General features: G+C 54.1%; 16 protein-coding genes. 9 read left to right on the plus strand and 7 right to left on the minus strand.

What is annotated here, in order from left to right:
- Positions 1 to 113: 113 nt before the first annotated feature.
- Genes ACKVOS_RS11240 through ACKVOS_RS11260 form a run of 5 tightly spaced genes read left to right on the plus strand, consistent with a single transcriptional unit; the run spans position 114 to position 5,555 of the window.
- The gene (locus ACKVOS_RS11240) at positions 114 to 1,409 is read left to right on the plus strand and encodes an O-antigen ligase family protein (RefSeq protein WP_409212094.1); all 1,296 of its coding nucleotides are present in this window, start codon (positions 114 to 116) and stop codon (positions 1,407 to 1,409) included.
- Positions 1,410 to 1,414: 5 nt separating this feature from the next.
- Positions 1,415 to 2,500 carry a glycosyltransferase family 4 protein gene (locus ACKVOS_RS11245; RefSeq protein ID WP_409212095.1) on the plus strand — a complete coding sequence of 362 codons (1,086 nt, stop codon included), beginning with the start codon at positions 1,415 to 1,417 and terminating at the stop codon, positions 2,498 to 2,500.
- The gene (locus tag ACKVOS_RS11250) at positions 2,497 to 3,609 is read left to right on the plus strand and encodes a glycosyltransferase (protein WP_409212096.1); all 1,113 of its coding nucleotides are present in this window, start codon (positions 2,497 to 2,499) and stop codon (positions 3,607 to 3,609) included. Before ACKVOS_RS11245 ends, ACKVOS_RS11250 begins: the two co-directional genes overlap by 4 nt.
- 1 nt (position 3,610) lies before the next feature.
- Complete coding sequence (locus ACKVOS_RS11255) at positions 3,611 to 4,888, plus strand: lipopolysaccharide biosynthesis protein (protein WP_409212097.1); 1,278 nt, start codon at positions 3,611 to 3,613, stop codon at positions 4,886 to 4,888.
- Position 4,889: 1 nt separating this feature from the next.
- Entirely contained in the window at positions 4,890 to 5,555 is a 666-nt protein-coding gene (locus tag ACKVOS_RS11260; RefSeq protein ID WP_409212098.1) for a hypothetical protein, read from the plus strand.
- 3 nt (positions 5,556 to 5,558) lie between these two features.
- Here the strand turns inward: ACKVOS_RS11260 and ACKVOS_RS11265 are convergent, their stop codons facing one another.
- The 6 genes from ACKVOS_RS11265 to ACKVOS_RS11290 all read right to left on the minus strand — a co-directional run bounded on the left by ACKVOS_RS11265 (position 5,559) and on the right by ACKVOS_RS11290 (position 14,560).
- Positions 5,559 to 6,338 carry an FkbM family methyltransferase gene (locus tag ACKVOS_RS11265; RefSeq protein WP_409212099.1) on the minus strand — a complete coding sequence of 260 codons (780 nt, stop codon included), beginning with the start codon at positions 6,336 to 6,338 and terminating at the stop codon, positions 5,559 to 5,561.
- Entirely contained in the window at positions 6,335 to 7,567 is a 1,233-nt protein-coding gene (locus ACKVOS_RS11270) for a WcaI family glycosyltransferase (protein WP_409212100.1), read from the minus strand. The genes ACKVOS_RS11265 and ACKVOS_RS11270 overlap by 4 nt, the downstream gene beginning before the upstream one ends.
- A 73-nt stretch (positions 7,568 to 7,640) precedes the next feature.
- Positions 7,641 to 9,077 carry an exopolysaccharide biosynthesis polyprenyl glycosylphosphotransferase gene (locus tag ACKVOS_RS11275; RefSeq protein WP_409212101.1) on the minus strand — a complete coding sequence of 479 codons (1,437 nt, stop codon included), beginning with the start codon at positions 9,075 to 9,077 and terminating at the stop codon, positions 7,641 to 7,643.
- 287 nt (positions 9,078 to 9,364) lie between these two features.
- A complete protein-coding gene (locus tag ACKVOS_RS11280; protein WP_409212102.1) occupies positions 9,365 to 11,188 on the minus strand; it encodes a DUF885 domain-containing protein in 1,824 nt (607 codons plus the stop codon).
- 110 nt (positions 11,189 to 11,298) lie between these two features.
- Complete coding sequence (gene ppc, locus ACKVOS_RS11285; protein WP_409212103.1) at positions 11,299 to 13,995, minus strand: phosphoenolpyruvate carboxylase; 2,697 nt, start codon at positions 13,993 to 13,995, stop codon at positions 11,299 to 11,301.
- 58 nt (positions 13,996 to 14,053) lie between these two features.
- A complete protein-coding gene (locus ACKVOS_RS11290; protein ID WP_409212104.1) occupies positions 14,054 to 14,560 on the minus strand; it encodes a hypothetical protein in 507 nt (168 codons plus the stop codon).
- Between the two features lie 205 nt (positions 14,561 to 14,765).
- Between ACKVOS_RS11290 and rplU the strand changes: the two genes are divergently transcribed.
- The 3 genes from rplU to ACKVOS_RS11305 all read left to right on the plus strand — a co-directional run bounded on the left by rplU (position 14,766) and on the right by ACKVOS_RS11305 (position 16,270).
- Positions 14,766 to 15,173, plus strand: coding sequence for a 50S ribosomal protein L21 (gene rplU / locus ACKVOS_RS11295; protein WP_409212105.1), 408 nt, complete (start codon positions 14,766 to 14,768; stop codon positions 15,171 to 15,173).
- A gap of 33 nt (positions 15,174 to 15,206) precedes the next feature.
- Complete coding sequence (rpmA, locus tag ACKVOS_RS11300) at positions 15,207 to 15,476, plus strand: 50S ribosomal protein L27 (RefSeq protein ID WP_409212106.1); 270 nt, start codon at positions 15,207 to 15,209, stop codon at positions 15,474 to 15,476.
- Positions 15,477 to 15,679: 203 nt separating this feature from the next.
- Complete coding sequence (locus ACKVOS_RS11305; protein WP_409212107.1) at positions 15,680 to 16,270, plus strand: GNAT family N-acetyltransferase; 591 nt, start codon at positions 15,680 to 15,682, stop codon at positions 16,268 to 16,270.
- A 9-nt stretch (positions 16,271 to 16,279) separates the two neighbouring features.
- Here the strand turns inward: ACKVOS_RS11305 and ACKVOS_RS11310 are convergent, their stop codons facing one another.
- A complete protein-coding gene (locus tag ACKVOS_RS11310; protein ID WP_409212108.1) occupies positions 16,280 to 17,200 on the minus strand; it encodes a metal-dependent hydrolase in 921 nt (306 codons plus the stop codon).
- Between the two features lie 252 nt (positions 17,201 to 17,452).
- On the opposite strand from ACKVOS_RS11310, the gene ACKVOS_RS11315 reads away from it, so the two are divergent.
- Positions 17,453 to 18,094, plus strand: coding sequence for a TetR/AcrR family transcriptional regulator (locus ACKVOS_RS11315; RefSeq protein WP_409212109.1), 642 nt, complete (start codon positions 17,453 to 17,455; stop codon positions 18,092 to 18,094).
- Positions 18,095 to 18,096 lie beyond the last annotated feature (2 nt).

An 18,096-nucleotide genomic window follows, 5' to 3' on the forward strand; every position in this document is an offset into this window, starting at 1 on the left:
AATTGCAAGGTTGTGCGTTCGTGCCGAGCACAAAAAATTAACCATAAATTATCGACCTCAACCTAGTTTGCGCTAGTGGCCTTCATGGGCGACGGGGAAAGCCGTGGGAAAAGATGACCAACACCAAGGAAAGTGACGATAATGTGCCGGGTTGGCCTGAATCCCGACCAGCCATCTGGTGGATCGCTGCGCTATCCGCTCTGCCGGTCGTCACCGCGTTACTGTCTTTCCGCGTGGACGGCGAATTTGCCTTTTGGCAACTGATAGCCCGACAATTTTGGTTACCGTCGCAACTATTCGAGATTGCAACAATCGTTTTCGCCCTTTCACGCGGCTGTGATGTGCAAAAAGAATGGGCCGGACTGGGCGGTAAGGTAAAGTCATTGGCAGCACTTTGGCTGCTGTCCATCCTGCTTGCCACCGCCTTTGCCGAGACTCGGAACACCGCTGTTCTCAGCCTCATTTCCTGGATCATCCATACCTTATCTGCGGTATCCGCCTTGTTCCTTTTTCGGCGTTGGCGTAGCAGCAGCCAAGGCAATCGAGGTGATATTACAATTATGTTTGCCGATGCGATGCCAATAGGCAGCGCCGCCTTCGTCTTGCTAATGGTCATTTTTATGGTGATGGTCGGCATTAGCTCAGACTATGACTGGGTTTCGTCGCTCCCAGGCTTCACCCACATTCGCCATTCGGGGTATTTTCTGATGCCGGCCATCGCGCTATCAACCGGAATGATCGCCTCTCATGAAGGAAAACGTAGGCAACTGCATCTGGTGGTGTTGGCGATAAATTTCGGATTTGCCATCTGGATTGGTTCAAGAGGGCCGCTGATGGCTTATTTCGGAGTACTCGCAGCTGCTATGTTATTGTTTGCGATGATGCGCAACGCCCGAACCATTGGAACGATTACGTTGGCTTTAGCGGGCGGCGCATTGCTGTCGCAAGCTATTCCGACCCCTGACCATAGCAGCTTCAACGCGGTCGCGCGCTTTGAAGGCAGCAATTCGCAGTCGGCTGACAAGTTGTCGTCAGGCCGTACAGAAATCTGGCGCGACACATGGCTTGGCGTGTTGGAGCATCCCGTTCTCGGTCACGGCGGCAACCAGTTCCGCCTTCAGGTTCCAGCTGCCAAAGAAACCTACAATCACCCGCATAATAGCGTGCTGCAATTCGCCTATGAATGGGGCCTGATCGGCGCCGCTGCTATGTTGAGTTTATTAGCGTTGCTTGGCGGCAAACTGGTGCGCTTTACTTTCGCGTATCCTCGGCGAAACTTGGCCTTGTTCCTAGCCGCTTTCTCGATGACGCTGTTCTCGCTGATTGACGGCGTATTCTATTATAATCTGCCGATCATGTTGTTCCTGACCTGCGCGTTTGGAATATTGTCCCAGGCTGAGCCCGATTAAAAGCGATGAGCCATCGCCGCCAAATATTCTTCTTCGGTCCGTTGCCGCCGCCGACACATGGGATGGCAGTCGTCAATGCACAGATGGTCGAACTTATGCGCCAATATGGCGATATATGGGTCGGTAATTCTAGTCCCGGCAGGCTGGGTCGGGGTATAGCGTATCATGCTCGCAAGACAATGCGGGTCTTTTGGGCTTTGATTCGCATTCCCGTCGCGCGGCTGTCCGGTTGTAAAACGCTTTACGGTTCGCCCGACGATAATCTGGGCGGAATATGGACTGCCGCTGTGCTGCTGTTAGGTCGGCTAATGGGGATGAACGTCTTCCTGCATCATCATAGTTATCGCTACCTGCTTAAGCCGACGCGGCTGATGCGCATGATAACAGAGCTTGCCGGGACATCAGGGCGGCATATTGTACTGGGTGGCGATATGGCGAACAAGTTGTCTTCGCTTTATCCCGCGGCGCAAAATATCATTGTGTGTGAGAACAGTGTTAGCGTGCCTGACGACTACGCACACAGAGCGGCGAGTGAATATGTCACGGTCGGTTTGCTGGCGAACCTGACGATCGAAAAGGGCACACTTGAATTTATCGATAGTTTTGATGCTATGGTCGACGAAGGCCTTTTGGTCCGCGCTATATTGGCTGGGCCGGTAAGCGATCCGGCGGTCGGAACAGCAATCCGGACAGCATGTGCGAAACATGGGGATAAATTTGTCGCAGTGGGGCCGTTGCATGGTCCTGCAAAAGAGCAGTTTTTTGCTGAGATTGACCTGTTTTTGTTCCCTACAGCTTATAGGACCGAGGCCTTTCCGCTGGTGCTAATGGAAAGCCTTACACGCGGAGTACCCGTGCTGGCATTCCGGCGCGGCTGTATTGGAGCGTTGGAAGGACAACAGGGCGTTGACCTTGTCGAGGTCGGCAGCGACTTTGTCCGATTGGCGATCCAAGCTGTCCAGAGCTTGGGCAATGCCAATACAAGTCGGGACGACATCGCCCAAGCGGCGCTTGCGCGCAACGCCGCCAACCTCGCTCGTCTCGACACCTTAGCCGCCGAAATTTGCGGCGGGCAAGGATCGCGAGCATGACCGAGACTGTCATTATCCAGCGCGTCATTCCCGATTATCGGGCACCGTTATTCCGCAGGTTGAATGAGATGTTTGGCTGGCGCGTTGCGTGCGCGGCAAATTATCCCGACGGCACATTTTTGAATGTTGCGACCAAACATGATTTTGCGGATTATTTTGAATGTCACTTTCCCGATCTATCAAGCCAATATCGATGCGATTTCCCAGTCGAAGAGATTCTCGGTTTAAATGACGCGAAAAGAGTAATCGCCGAATTTTCGATGCAGAATAATTTGGCCAAAGTGCTTCCGAAGCTGCGATCAGCCGGTACTATCAATAGCTTTGCACTTTGGACCCATGGCTGGAACATGGAACGCGGATTTGGCTTACCGCTTGATTGGGCCCGGCAGTATGCAAGGCTTTTGCCGATGGCGCGCGCTGACCTTATGCTGACCTATACCGACGAAGGTCATGATTGGGTAAAGCGCTGGCTTCCCTGGAAAAATGTAATCGCACTTGGCAACACGCTTGATGTTGACGGCATTCGCGCGGTGGCTGCGACTGCAGAGTCCGCGCGCTATGGTAACCCGCAGCTGCTGTCCGTCGGGCGATTGACCGAGGACAAAAAAATAGCGGAACTGGTATGTGCATTCGTGAAACTCAAGGCCGAATTTCCTGGTGCTGCATTGACTATCATTGGCGACGGCCCCCAGCGTGCCGCCGTCGAACGCGAAGCTGCTAAGTTTGGCGATGGTTCCGTAAGAGTGCTTGGCGCGATTCATGCGGAACGTGATTTGGCACCGCACTTCAAAGGGGCGGATTATTTCGTTCTATTAGGCGCCGCCGGACTGGCGATAAACCATGCGCTGGCATACGACCTACCAGTTATTTGCTACGGTCGGGGACGCGGCCTGCCGCGCCATCACCCGGAAATCTGCAACGTAATTGATGGCGAGACTGGTTTGCTTGTTCGCCAACCTGGGATGAACGCCCTGCTCGACGTTCTGAGCGCTGCGATTCGAAACAATCGTTCCGAGGGGTTTCGCCCATCAATATATGAATATGTAAACAGACATGGCCGTCTGGATTCGATGATCGAACAGTTCGCGCTTGCGAACAAAGCATTCTGAGATGAAGTCGCGCAAACAAACGATCGGTCTGGCCTACGCCGCAACCGGTGGCGCAAAGATTTTTGGTGCTCTCGTCCAACTCGCAGTTTTGCCCATTGCCGCCAAAGCACTTGGGGTCGAGGCATTCGGATTGCTGTTCACGGTCGCTGCGCTTGCATCCTTTCCGTTGATGGCGATGGCGGGATTTTCTCCAGCCGCGTCTGCACTAATTGCCAAGGCGAAGGCATCATCTGAAGATGACCGCGTCGGCGGGTATTTCTGGTCGTTGTGGTTTTGGAGCGTGATCAGCGGCATATTTTTGGCTGTGATAAGCTATCTCGCGATGAGAACTTTTGCATTGCCAGGCGCAAATGACGGACATCTTGCGCTAATATTTTCACTGTTCATTATGTCAAATTTTGCTGCCGCTCCTATTGAAGGCACGCGTGCGGCATTTGGTGAATCGCACTATAATAGCGGTTTTGCGCTGCTGGGTTCAGCAGTCACATTGATGGTAATTCTTATTTCCCCAACCGGCGCTGACACGGCTTTTTATTTTGCAGCCATATATCTCGTTCCGGTTGTCGTGCAGGTGATGAATCTCTCGCTTTTCGTCGTCCAGCGTAGAAGTCGTATCGGCATGCCCAGAGTGGATAAGGCAGTTCGAAAAGAAATAATGGAATTATTGGCCGCCAATGTGCAGGCGCAGGGCGGTATGGTGCTTTACTTGCACGGAGGCGTCTACATACTGGCAATAACCTTCGGCACAGCCACAGTCGCCGTCATTGGCGCGTTTGTGCGGATCGCGGTGCTGATCCATTCACTGTTGCTGGCATTGTTTGCGCCTGTCTTGCCAACATTGACTCAATCGGTGGTGCAGGCCGACCGGAACTGGCTTAACAAGGCTATACGACATTTGGTATTGATAGCCGCCATTATACTTTTGACCCAGGCGACCATTACGGCCTTCGCCGGCGACCGGATAGCACGTGAATTTTTCCAGATAACAGGCGACCAAAGTTCGGGCATGTTCCTCGCGATTGCGCTGTTCGTTTTTTGCTATTGCGCAACGCACCTGCTTTTTTTGACGCGGCTGGCCGTAACGCATCAGGACCGCAGAGGGAGCAAAATCTTGGTGGCAGCAATCATTGGTCTGGGCGCGGCAATTACGCTGGCGCAAAATAGCGCGCCACTCTTTTTAGGTATTCAAGCGATAGCAATGGCGACAATTGCAATGGCCGTTTATGGCCGCGACTTATGGCGCGTAAGCAAATTGGGAATTAGTGGGGCAAGGGGATAAAATGGTAAAGAACGGATTATTGGCAAAGGCCCGCTTTCGCCATTGGCGCAGCAAAATCGACGGGTCACTTGACCGGCGCGAAGCCAAATATGCCACGATGTTCAACGAGGCGTTTCGCAGCAAAACCGGAGAGGCACCTGCTTTCTACCCTACGGCCGGCGCTGCAAATTATTCACTTTTGTACACGCTTATGCGCTGTCTCACCGAACTGCCGGTCTCCAAGACACTCGAACTTGGCATGGGGCAATCGACCATATTGCTCGACGCGCTTGGCGTGGACGCGGTATCCGTGGATCATGAAAAACCCTGGGTTGAACGCATGGCAGAACAGGTCAAACACCCCTGTGTCCATGCGCCGCTGGTGGACCGGCAAGTACATGGTTATTCTGTGCCATGCTATGACTTTGTCGCATCGCAGTTTGATATGGTTCTGGTCGATGGCCCTCAAGGGACGCCTCGTCGATCGCGCTGGTGTTCGCTGGACGTACTAGACAAATGTCTGGGTGAAGAATTTATCGTCATTTTTGACGATGCAGCCCGCAAAGGCGAGCAAGACACGGTCAGGGAGTTTATGACGAGGCGCAACGCTGAACTTCACCTGATTCAGGGAAGTGACGCACAGATTATAGCTTACACACCGAAATTTGCCGTCGTGAAGTATTTCTAGGCCTTAGTTAAGCTCGAACAGAAAGTTCGAATCGCCGTCATAATAACGGCAGACATATCCGTTGGCTTCCAACATTGCGATGCTACCATTGACCCGCTGCATCGCCTTGCGCGTGCGGATTATCAATTCGTCATATTCGATAAGCAACTGCTTTGGCTTGATGTCATCCTCGACTATCGATTGAAGTACCTCGATTTCAGCGCCTTCAATGTCGAATTTCATAAGTGAAGGCTGGTCGAAGCCTTTTTGCTTGATGAGATCGGAAAGCCTGACGGCGTCAACTTCGATATGCTCTGCTTCTGCGTCATAGCCCTGCTGAAAGTTGCTCAGGCTGTGACTGACGTGGCTGCTATCCGACGGCAGGAAAAAACGCATCTTTCCGGCTTTGTGCCATAGCGCATAAGGCGCAAGTTTCAGGTGGGAACCATCGGTCCAGTCCATCGGATAAACGCTCATCGGCTGATGCCCGCCTGCGATATAGCTTTGTGTTGCTGGCTCTCCCGCTTTTGCAATGAGGTCCCGGTAATGTGCGACCGCTTTCGGGGTGGGGTCGACAAGCCAGATCGTCGCACCGTATTTCCGGGCGAATTCGACATCGAAACTGGCATCCACACCAAGCCCAGCGCTCACAATCGTCGAGCCCCGCAAATAATCGCGGTCAAGAAAATCCCAGCCACCATAAGCCGATCCAAGGCGGATCATGCCCTCGGCAGGTTTCACCTGAACCAGCGGCTTTCGAACCAAGCGTCGGAGTTTACGAGCGATCCGGGTGAAGATGTTCATGCGCGTTCCTTTTTCCGCAATGGCATCATATGTTGTTCCAGCGCATCGATGATTGCCTTTTTCGACCAGCGCGCTTCGGCCCTTACTCTCGCTTCGGTTGCGAAGGCTGCATAATGTTGTTCGTTTCCGATAAGCAATTTGATAGCGTCGGCCATTGCTTGCGCATTTTCAGGTTCGACGGCCAGCCCGCACCCCTCAACTTCTCGGGCAAGACCGGTTCCGGCTGCGGCGCCGGCTACGACGGGCCGTCCCGACGCCAGCATATTTGTAAGCTTGGACGGAAGGACCAGATCTGCTGCGTCTGCTTTTTGCGGCAGCAAATGTATCGAGGCAAGCGCGAGAAGTTCGGACAGATTCTCCATCGGTTGAAGATCATAAAAACTGATATTGGCAAGGCCTTTGGCTTTATCTTCAAGTGCAAGGCGATTTGCACCTTCGCCGCAAATAACCAGGTGGAATTCCGGATCAACCGACATGATCCGCGCTAAATCAAGCAGCATCTCAATACCTTGCTTTGAAGCAATATTGCCGGAATAGAGGGCTATTTTCTTGTTTTCTAAACGCCATTTCGAACGATAGCTGGACAAGGCTTGCGGCTTGATATGATCTAACTCCGCCCAGTTGCGGAATTCGTAAATTTGCTCGGTACCTACCTGTTTTTCGGTAAGTTTGTGGCACATCTCAGGAGAAATGCTGCTAACGATGTCGAAGCGCTTCATTACTGCTTTTTCGAACCAGCGCGCCGCGTTGGCAACGATACCGCTTGCATTGACGTGGCCGGTTGCAAATGCCGCTTCTATTTCAAAATCCTGCAAATGCAGCCACGCCTTCGCGCCTGTCAGCTTTGCTGACACCAGAGTCGTCGGTGCTGTGCCAAGCGATGGAGCCACATTGAGGATGATATCGGGTCGAAAGAACAACGCCCGGGCAATTATAGGGAAAAAGCTGCTGATTGCGAAGCTTGCATAATGGATGATGCGTTTCAAACCGCTGACATCGGCGGGAACGTAAACCGGGCAGCGCGTAACGGACACGCCGCTTTCGATGTTGCTAGTCCACAACCAGCCACTATATCCATCGAAGATGCGCCACTGGGGGTAATGGGGCACTGCAGCCACCACCTTTACCCGATGCCCGCGTGTCGCAAGTTCAGTTGCCAAGCCGCCGCTGTACAGGCCGATACCCGTAGGCTCCGGTGCGTAGTTTAGGCTGACAATCAGGATGTTCATAGTAGGTGCATTATGTTGGTTTGCGTAGCAACGCTAACGTGCGCGCATTAAAAACTGGGGAGAAGGCTGGCGGCTAGTAGGCATTTTTGTGCGACAGCACGCCGAATGTCTGCAGGATGATGCGGATATCGCCGATTAACGACCAGTTGGCGACATATTCAAGGTCGGCCTGCAACCGATTGGTTACATCTTCGCGCAACAAGGTAGAGCCGCGATAGCCGCGAATTTGGGCAAGGCCGGTCAGACCGGGCTGAACCGCATGACGATGCCAATAACGCTCGTCGATATCCCAGAAAAGCAGATCCTCTGCACGCGAACCCGAAGCATGCGGGCGCGGGCCTACGATACTCATATCGCCTCGCAAGACGTTCCAGAGTTGGGGCAGCTCATCGATGCTGGTCCTGCGAATAAAACGGCCAATATTTGTCAGCCGGTCGTCGCCCCGCGCCGTCGATGTTTTTCCGTTCGCGTCGCACGCCTCCAACCGCATCGACCGCAGTTTCCAGATCGTGAAAGTCCGGTTGGCTATTCCTATTCGCTCCTGTCGGAAAAAGGCGGGGCCCTTGCTCTCGATTTTTATCAGTAGTGCGATAACCGCTAGTAAAGGTAGCGCAATCACCGATGCGCCAACGGCGATGCTAATGTCGAAAACGCGTTTGGTCAGCCGCTGGCTTAAGCCTAAAGGGTCGCTGCTGAGCAGTAATGTTGTGACGCCGCGGTGGCGGGACAAAGCCAGCGGCGCCAGTTTCGCCAGTTCTGGAACGACTATTTCAGCATGGATGTTCAACGACTTGAGCGCGAACGCCCAACGTTGGCGATCGGCGCGCTGACAGTGCACAACTACCCTGTCCATTCCGGCACTGTATTCGCCTAGCCGATTCAGCGAATCGCGGTCAGCAGGGTCAGGGCAAAGCCGGGCAAGCCGGGCATCGATCACTCGACCTTCTGCACTGTGCGGCATGGCAACGCCGTCATGAATGAATAGGCACGCGAAGGGCTCGCTATCGAGCCATTTTGCGCCTATTCTGGTGACCACAAAGCGCGAAAGTGCAAGGCTTACCAACCCCAGCAAAGCGCCAACGCCGAGCAGGATGCGCGAAAAATCCTCGCTGGCTTTCAGGAAAAATGCAATCAGCAAAAGCGACCCGCAGGCAAAGCAAAAGGCGAGTGCTGATTTACGGTAGCTGTGGCCAAAATCCATTGTAGCATCAGGACCGTAGCCTTGCTTATTCAGCGCGATTGCGACGTAAATAGGCGTTATCGCGAACAAGATCGGTATAAATTGGCCGCTGTCCAGGTGCCCCAGCCGTATCAAGCTGGCGACGGCGAATGAAGCGATGATAGATAATATGTCGGTGATGATGAGTAACACCGCAATGCTATGCCGCTGCTGCCTCTTGGATACAGTTGGCAAAACTGGCGGAGCAAATTCCGCTTTCTGCGGAGCAAAGCCTTTCGGGCTGCGGTGCGACCGTTTTTCTGAAGCCTTTATGGTCGTTCTGGTCACCATGAGTTTAGTACGCCCCTTGCAGCCGGACATCCCTGCAAATGCTGGTCCGACAGTTACAAAGCTATGGCGCGCAGATGGTTAATGTTCGGTAAAAACCGGGCCGTTGCGGCGGCGGTCAGCTAACAAATCGCAAATGCCACAGCGGCGCGTTTTCCGGTTGGTCACGCCACATACCATTGGCCGTGAGTTAGCAGTGCAAGCGCAGCAAACCCGCCAGCGCCTGCTCCCATCGGGCCGGTCGTCGACGCTTCACTCGAGACGTTCCCCTAAAAGTAGATCTCGCGGCCCTACTTCAGCGAAGCAATCCACCCATCAACCTGCTCTTCCAGTACATCAAGCGGCACCGGTCCGGACTTCAGAACCGTATCGTGAAACCCGCGAACATCGAACTTGGACCCCAGCGCCTTTTGCGCCTTGTCGCGTAGTTCGCTGATCTTCAGACGCCCGACCATATATGCGGTCGCCTGGCCGGGGTAGATGATGTAGCGTTCAATAGCTTTCACAATTCCGCCGGGCGCGTCGGCGCTATTTTCCTCAACATATTTGATCGCTTCTTCGCGTGTCCAGCGTTTGTGGTGGAGCCCGCTATCGACAACCAGACGGATTGCGCGATGCAGTTCGAGTTGCAGCCGGCCGAAATCGCGGGCTGGGTCAGCGTAAAGGCCCATATCCTTGGCCAACTTTTCCGAATACAGGCCCCAACCTTCAGAATATGCCGTCACGCCGCCGAATTTGCGGAAGGCAGGTACGTCTTTCAGTTCGGTCTGGATCGCCAGTTGTAAATGGTGACCGGGAACGCCTTCGTGATAGAATAATGCATCGGCCTCGGTCAGCGGCATATCCGACATTTTATACAGGTTCGCATAATATGTGCCGGGGCGTGAACCGTCTGGTGCGGGGCGTTGATAGAAGGCCTTGCCCGCCGATTTCTCGCGGAATGCTTCGACTGGCTTCACAACCAAAGGTGCCTGCGGAAGAACGCCGAACCATTTGGGCAACAACGGTGTGATCGCGTCGTAGGCCTTTTGGGCTTCTGCCAAATACATTGCGCGGCCTTCAGCCGTTTCGGGCGCGTAAAATTTAGGCTCGGTGCGCATGTAGTTGAAATAGGTTTTCAGATCCCCTTTCACGCGCATCTTCTTCTGGACCGCCTGCATTTCCTTATGGATACGCGCCACCTGTGCGAGCCCGAGATTATGGATCTGATCAGGCGTCATGTTGGTGGTGGTATAATTGGCGAGCCGCTCGGCATAATAGCCGGCTCCATCCGGAAAACGCCAGATGCCGTCGTCGGTTCCAGCGACCTTTTCCTGCGCGGTCATTTCGGCAATCAGAGCCTCATAGGCTGGTTTGACCGAAACATTCAGCGCTTGGGCGGCGTCAGCGATCAGCAGGTCCTTTTCCGTCTGGCTAATGGTCAGTTTCGCAACCTTGCCCTTGAAATCGGCGAACAAGGGAGCATCTGGGCCTTCGCCGAACGGCGCGCCGGTGATGACGTTGCGCGAATCATTGATTACATAGGGGTATACCCATTTCGGCGGCATGATGCCCTTGGCGGCGCGTGCCTTTGCCTGCCCTATGGCTTCGGTCAGGCCGGGACCGATGCCGTAGAGGCGGTTGATATAGGCGCGCGCATCGGACTTGGTGTCAATCCGGTGGATATTGATAAGGAAAGCCGGAATCTGGCTCTGCGCACCGTTCATCTGGTCGAAGACATAGCCATAGTCGTTATATTTGAAGGCCGTCTCGGTCCGCGCGGCGCGCTTTTCAAAGAGGCGATAGGAAAGCCGGTTTTCAGGCGAGAGCTTGGCAGTATCGAAGCGCGCTTTCATTTCCTTCAGCGCCGAACGCTCTGCGTCCATGTTGCGAGCTTCGGCCTCGTCAGAGCCGTCGTCCCAGCGACCGTAATCGCTATCCTTAATTCCACGATAGGATTTGGAAAGCGGTGAACGCGCTAGCTGTTCGGCATCATATTCTTCGAAGAACGCCTTTATGTCCCCGTTTTGATCAGTTTCGGCGTCGATGACCATGATAACGGTATCTGCGATCGCGGACGAACTGACGCAGGCCAGCGCTATAGCTAGAACGGAAATCGTGGTTTTCAGGCGCATAATGGTCTCTCCGTTTCATTCTGAATGGGACCGGTGTAACAGGCATCGAGTCGGCGTGAAGCTGATATGTTGCGCCTTGTCGAACGGACGCTTGCCTTTATCGAAGGACCTCAACCACTGTTGCGTAACGCTGTGGCAATTGCATTGATGGTCAGTTGGATACCCTCGCCAATGCGTTCATCTTTTTCACCGGCGCGATAGCGTTTCATCAGCTCTATCTGCAACAGATTCAATGGCTCAATATAAGGTAATCGAAGTCGTATGGAATTGTGGAGAGCCGGGTTCGCTTCCAGAAGATGGTTTTGGCCCGTTGCATATAGCAAGCTGTCGCGCGATGCGGTCCAGCCATCCTTTATGCGGCCAAATAGGGCATCGGATAAGGCCGCGTCTTCGACCAGTCCAGCGTAATGGGCCGCAATAGCCATGTCGGATTTGGCCAGAACCATTTCCATATTGGCCAATATGGTTTGGAAATAGGACCATTCACCCGCCATCGCACGCAACAAACCCTTGTCGGCAAAGTCAGCCAAGGCTCGCCCTGTGCCATACCAGCCAGGAAGCATAACACGCGCCTGCGCCCAGCTGAAAACCCAGGGAATAGCTCTCAGATCCTCGATCCGGTCCGACGCGGTTCGGCTGGATGGGCGCGACCCGATTTTCAACGTCGCAATCTCGCCGATCGGTGTCATTTGCCGAAAGAAGGAGCGAAAACCTTTGGTTTCGTAAACCAGCCCGCGATAATAAGTGAAGGCATTTGCCGACAGCTCGGCCATTGCCGCCTTGAAACGAACAACATCTGCCTTGTTGATTTGATCACGGGAGAGCGTTGCAAGCATCGTCGCCGATGCCATCGTTTCGAGACTGGTCACCGCATTGTCGACGGTCCCGTATTTGGCCGCAATCACCTCGCCTTGTTCAGTGATCCGAATGCGACCCTGCACCGTACCTTGCGGCTGCGCCAAAATCGCGCCAAAGGCCGATCCGCCACCGCGACCCACCGCGCCGCCACGTCCATGAAATAACTGCATGGCGACGCCTGCTTCGTCAAAGACCTGTGCAAGCGCGCTCGATGCTTCATATAACGCCCAGGTCGACGTCAGATATCCGCCGTCTTTGTTGGAATCGGAATAGCCGATCATCACTTCTTGATGGCCCCGGCTTTTTGCCAAAGCGCTCATATGGGGAATCGCAAAAAAAGCCCGCATTGTCTCGGGTGCGGCCTGCAAATCAGCGATGGTTTCGAACAAGGGGACCGACATGATTGAAGCGCTCGGCGTTCCATCTTCGGCAACACGGTAAAGACCGGCTTGTTTCAAAACGACATAGACTTCCAGCATGTCCGATACGCTTTCGGTCTTGCTGATATTATAAGTTGTGATCGCCTGCCCGCCAAAATTGGCTTGCGCTTTGGCAGCCGCGCGAACAATCGCGAGTTCTTTGGCCGTTTCGTCGCTGCACGCCGTCCATTCGCCCGCCAACGGACGATTGTGCGACAGTTCCGATATCAGCAATTGAACCCGCGCCTTTTCGTCAAGGGCGGCATAATCCGGCGTAACGCCGGCCGTTTTGAAAAGCTCTGCAACAACACGTTCATGAACATCGCTGTTCTGCCGCAGGTCCAGCGTCGCCAGATGGAAACCGAATATTTCAACGGCGCGAATCAACCGCCCCAAAGCGCCGCCGCTGGACAGCGCGCCATCGCCATCACGTGCAAGTCCCGATGCAACGGTAATCAGGTCTGATCGCAGCTCGTCCGGCCCACCATAAGGCTGCCCTCGCAAGCTCGACGGCCGCGGCGGTGGATCCCCGATCAACGCGACATGGGTTGCGGCCAACCGTGCATAAATACCCGATAAAGCACGGCGATACGGCTCGTCGGCGCGGCTGGGGGCAGTATCTCCGCTGCGTTCGGCCAGCGACATTACTTCTTCGGGTGTATCGCTCATGCCGCTGGAAATGGAAATTTCTGCGCCCAGCTGGTGAATGGCATCCAGATAATGGCGAATGGCGGTGCCGCCATCGCGTGTAATAGCGAACTGCAAGGTTTCTGCATCCACAAAAGGATTGCCATCGCGGTCGCCGCCAATCCATGTGCCGAGCCGCACAAAACCGGGCGGTCGTGCGCCGAGTGCTTTCTCCCACCCCATATAAAGTTTGGGCAGCGCGGTCAGGAACACCTCTTGCATATAAGATCTGGCGTTTTCGATTTCGTCGGTAACGAACAATTTTTCTGTTCGCAGCGGGCGCGTCTGCCATAAAAGCGCAATTTGCCGATAGATCGCCGATTCAATATCATCACCATCCGCGGTGGTTATGTGCCCTTTATCGCGCAGCGCCATAAGGCTCGCGATGCGGTTTTTATGATCGATGATGCTCTTGCGGCGTACTTCGGTCGGATGGGCAGTCAACACTGGCACGATTAGACTATTGGCCAGCATTTTGATGATTGCGTCGACACCAACGCCTTCGGCTTGCAGGCGGGCGAATGCCTCGGCAACCGTTGCACCCTCTTCCTGTGCCAGACCTTGACGGTCTTCAGCCAGATTGGCCAGCAATGAAAACAGCATGAAACCGCGAACAAAGTTCAGCGTGTCGTCCAGACTGAGTGCGCCCAATCCGCGATCGCTCGCGCCAGCGCCTTCAACACCGCGGAACCGGTCAACGCTGGTCGACCGGATATATTCGGTCTGCCGGTAAAGTTTCTCGCCGCCATAGGCGCGAATAACATCGCCCAACATTTTGCCCAAAAGGCGGACATCGGGATTCTGTGAAATAGGTTGGGTGTTTGCGCCGTTCATCGCGGACATTTGTGCACCGCAATAGAAATAGAGGCAAGCAAATGCGCCAATTGGCGGTTAGGAATAGCTATTCCCCGATTATGCGCGAAAGACGTGCAATTTCGGTATTCTGGGCCACCAAATCTGTGGAAACCGCCAATTGTGCGGAAGTCAAAAACGGAACGAGAGCCGGATCGGCTTTGCCCTGTTCCGAAATCAGCGAATCAAATTCACGCATCACGGCGACCGAATCACTTCGTACTTTATCGAGACGCGAGAGCTGCACATGGGCTGCTACCCAATTTTCCGTGCCAGGTGGCGAACCCGCAGAGCTCAAGGCCTGGGCCTGAATCGGAGGCAGTGCCTGTTCAAAAGCTGCTTGGGCAATTTGATGACGCGCATTCAATGCGTCAACCTTTGCACTTTCGGCCGCCGACAATATCGGTGCGGCCGAAGATAAGGCGTCGGGCGCCGTTATTGGACCATTATTCTCATAGCTCCGCCGTGAAAGCGAAGGGAAATCCCCTTCAGTCGCTGTGCACGCAGCAAGCACGATAAAGGATGAAACACAGGATATGAGCTTGGCGCAGGACATCAGAATTGTCTAAGCTGCTGCCTGCGCAAGCGCAAGGCCTGTGCAACCGCGCCAAAAAGGCGGCAAAAGGCGTTGACAGCAACAAATCCTTGGACTAGCTGCGCCCATTCTTGCGTGACCTATCCGGATTCGTATTCAGGTATCACGCGTTGAGCAACCGCGCTTCAAAAGGGCGCTAAGCTGTAGAAACGGATGAGTTAAAGCCATGTTCGCTATCGTGCGCACAGGCGGCAAGCAATATCGCGTCGCCGCCGGAGATAAGATCGCAGTTGAAAAACTGTCAGGTGAAGCGGGTGACAAGATCTCGCTTGGTGATGTTTTGTTGGCCGGCGACGGTGACACGGCACAGGATGTGAACGGTTTGACCGTATCGGCCGAAATCATCGCGCAAGAACGCGGTGAAAAGGTGATCGTTTTCAAAAAGCGTCGTCGTCATAATTATCGCCGGAAACAGGGCCATCGTCAGTCGCTGACGCTTCTGCGAATCCTTGCTGTTGGCAAAGAAGAAAAGAAGGCCGCTGCGCCTAAGGCTGAAAAAGCCGACACCGCTGTGGAAGCCGAACCCAAAAAAGCCGCTGCGCCCAAAAAGGCCGCAGCTAAGAAAGAAGCCTGAGCCTCGGCTCGGACAGCGCAAGGAGTTTAGACCATGGCACATAAAAAAGCAGGTGGTTCGTCACGCAACGGTCGCGATTCAGCAGGCCGCCGCCTTGGCGTAAAGAAGTTCGGTGGCGAAAGCGTCATTGGCGGTAACATTATCATCCGTCAGCGCGGCACCAAGGTATATCCGGGTGCCGGTGTTGGTCTTGGCAAGGATCACACCTTGTTTGCGCTCGTCGAAGGCCGCGTGCGATTCCACGCTGGCAAACTCGGCCGCAAATATGTGTCAGTCGACATGATGGCAGCCGCCGCAGAATAATCGGACAATCGATAACGGGTTGTCCAGACGGATGACCCGGAAATCGCAGATAGGGTGGTTTCCACCTTTGAACAGGGAGACGGGTCAACCGGTCTCCCTTTCTTTTTGCCTCTTCTCTCTGTTCAAACCCGCCCGAACGGGCAGATGTAACAGGATTGTCGCTTTGTTCTGCAACAGGCGGCCGCACGAACCGGAGAGAAATAATGTTCGCGAGAACCGAAAGATTATTGTTGAGGCCAAGCTGGCCTGAAGACGCACAGAAGCTGCATCAGGCCATTGCCGATGAGGGCATTGTCCGTAATCTTGCGCGCGCACCATGGCCCTATACCCATGAAGAGGCCGTGCGCTTCGCAACAATGGATCATGATGAGATCTATCCATCTTTCCTTTTGATGTTGCGGACCGATGGTGCACCCCGCCTGATCGGGGCATGCGGCATTGGACAACATGATGGAGAGGCGGAACTCGGTTATTGGATAGCGCGCCCTTATTGGGGCCTGGGCTTTGCCACCGAAGCCGGACGGGCCGTTATGGGCATAGCCAAAGCAATCGGCCACAAGAGGCTGGTTGCCGGCCATTTTATCGATAATCCGGCGTCGGGCGGAGTTTTGCGAAAATTGGGTTTCCGCAACACCGGAAAAAACGAACAGCGCCACAGCAAGGGACGCGGCGAATCGATGACATGCGCCGTTTACGAACGGTCTTTGGAGGATGCGGGGGATGACGCGATGCCGCCGATTTCTTCGCGCGCGTTCAGCATAAGGGATTATTTTGAGCGGTTACAGGCGGCTTAGGATTGGAAGTTACGCCGCGGCTGCCTGATGTATCGGCAATATAATTGGCTTAACCTTCAGGAATCCAGCGCGATTCGCGGCAATGGTCGCCAAATCTGCTTCACCTTTTGCTAACAAGAGCCGGTCGTCTTTGTCCCACGGGTGATATCCGGGGCGGAAAAACTCGGCCCATGGCCGTAACACATTCCGGCCAATGCCGCCCTTACCGAACCCTGCCCTCATCACATTTTTGAATGCAGTCGAAAACCCGAACCCATCTTGGCGCAGCAGTTCAATTTGTCCCAGTGTCCGGTTGATGAAAAAGCTGGTCGTTACCGCAAGCATGAAAGAACTGCGCAACAGATAGCGGCGCGACGAACTCCAGTGCGCTGTTGCGTGATTCCAAACGTCAAAAGCAACGCCCTTGTGCTCGACTTCCTCAACCGCGTGCCACACCCACAATTCAAGCATTTCGTCCTCAACCCCTGCGAGATGCTCGGGATTCTTAAGCAATTCTGCCGCTATAATTGCCGTGAAATGTTCAATGCACATGGTCGCGGTCAGCTTGACGATTTCACTAGCGCCTTCAAAAATCGATACAAATGCCCTGATTTTCCGATCAAGGGGCGCGATGTCATAGCCCGCGCCGATCAGAGCCTTGTTCATGGCCACATGTTCGCGGCTATGCCCTGCTTCTTGCTCTATGAAGGCCTCGACCTCGCCACGCAACGGATGTGGAACCCGATCGGCCCACGGCACAAGGCTGCGGATCATGAAGGTTTCACCGTGCGGGAAAACCGCAGAAAGTGCGTTGAAAAATGCCGTAGCATAGGGATCCTGACGCACCCAGTGGCGGCTGGTCATTGCGGTAGGCACAGCACGAAAATTACGCGCGGTTATATCCGGACGGTCTTTTTGGGAAACAGACGTTTGGTTTATGTTTTGGTTCACATCCATGACCGCTTTTTAGGACACGCCCATGAAATTCCGTTTAACGCCGTTGGTTAATGCAGCATCAAGAAACCGGAAATAGTTTGTTTTTTATGGATTTGTTTCGGTTTTTGGGTAAATTTAATTATCCAGAGATAGCCAAAGCAATAATGGACAAAGCCCATTCTAAGCCGCAAGATAAATGGACGTCTCACCTAGCTCCTGTGAGCGGGAATGAATTTATAGGGGTCAGTACAAAGGTAGCCTTGATTAATGTCCGCAGAATCTTCGAAAATTGTGCATATCAAAGACGTCCAAATGCCACGTCGCTTAAGCCCGGAAGCCAGCCGTTCCGCGGCATTGGAGGCGGCGCGTGAATTACTTCTTGAGGCGGGACCGCAAGCTGTAACGTTGAAGGCGGTCGCAGGACGTATCGGGCGGACACACGCCAATTTGCTCCATCACTTCGGTTCCGCATCGGGGCTGCAGCGTGATTTGGCCGCTTATATGGGCAACAGCATTTGCACCAAAATTGGCGAGGCTGTATTCCAAATGCGTGGTGGCGCCGTAACGCCGCTTGAATTGGCAGATCTGATTTTCGATCATTTTGATCGTGAAGGTGCAGGCGCTTTGGCATCATGGATGTTGTTATCCGGCAATGAAGATGCGCTTGATCCGATAATTGAGGCTATCCACAATCTGGTCGACGAGATTGCAGAAGACGGCCATGCCGATACGTCCCTGCACGAACTGACCCTGGAAATGGTTTTGATGGCATTGGGCGATGCATTATTGGGCGGGCCCTTGTCCGCATCGCTGGGCCTGCCAAGAGAGGCGGGCCGGCAAATTGCGAGCCGAAAGCTGGCTGCGTCTTTTGATGAATGGCAAGCACGCAGCACTGCACCGACAAAATAGCC

It is taken from the genome of Sphingorhabdus sp. (assembly GCF_046154385.1).
In the GTDB taxonomy this organism is placed as follows: domain Bacteria; phylum Pseudomonadota; class Alphaproteobacteria; order Sphingomonadales; family Sphingomonadaceae; genus Sphingorhabdus_B.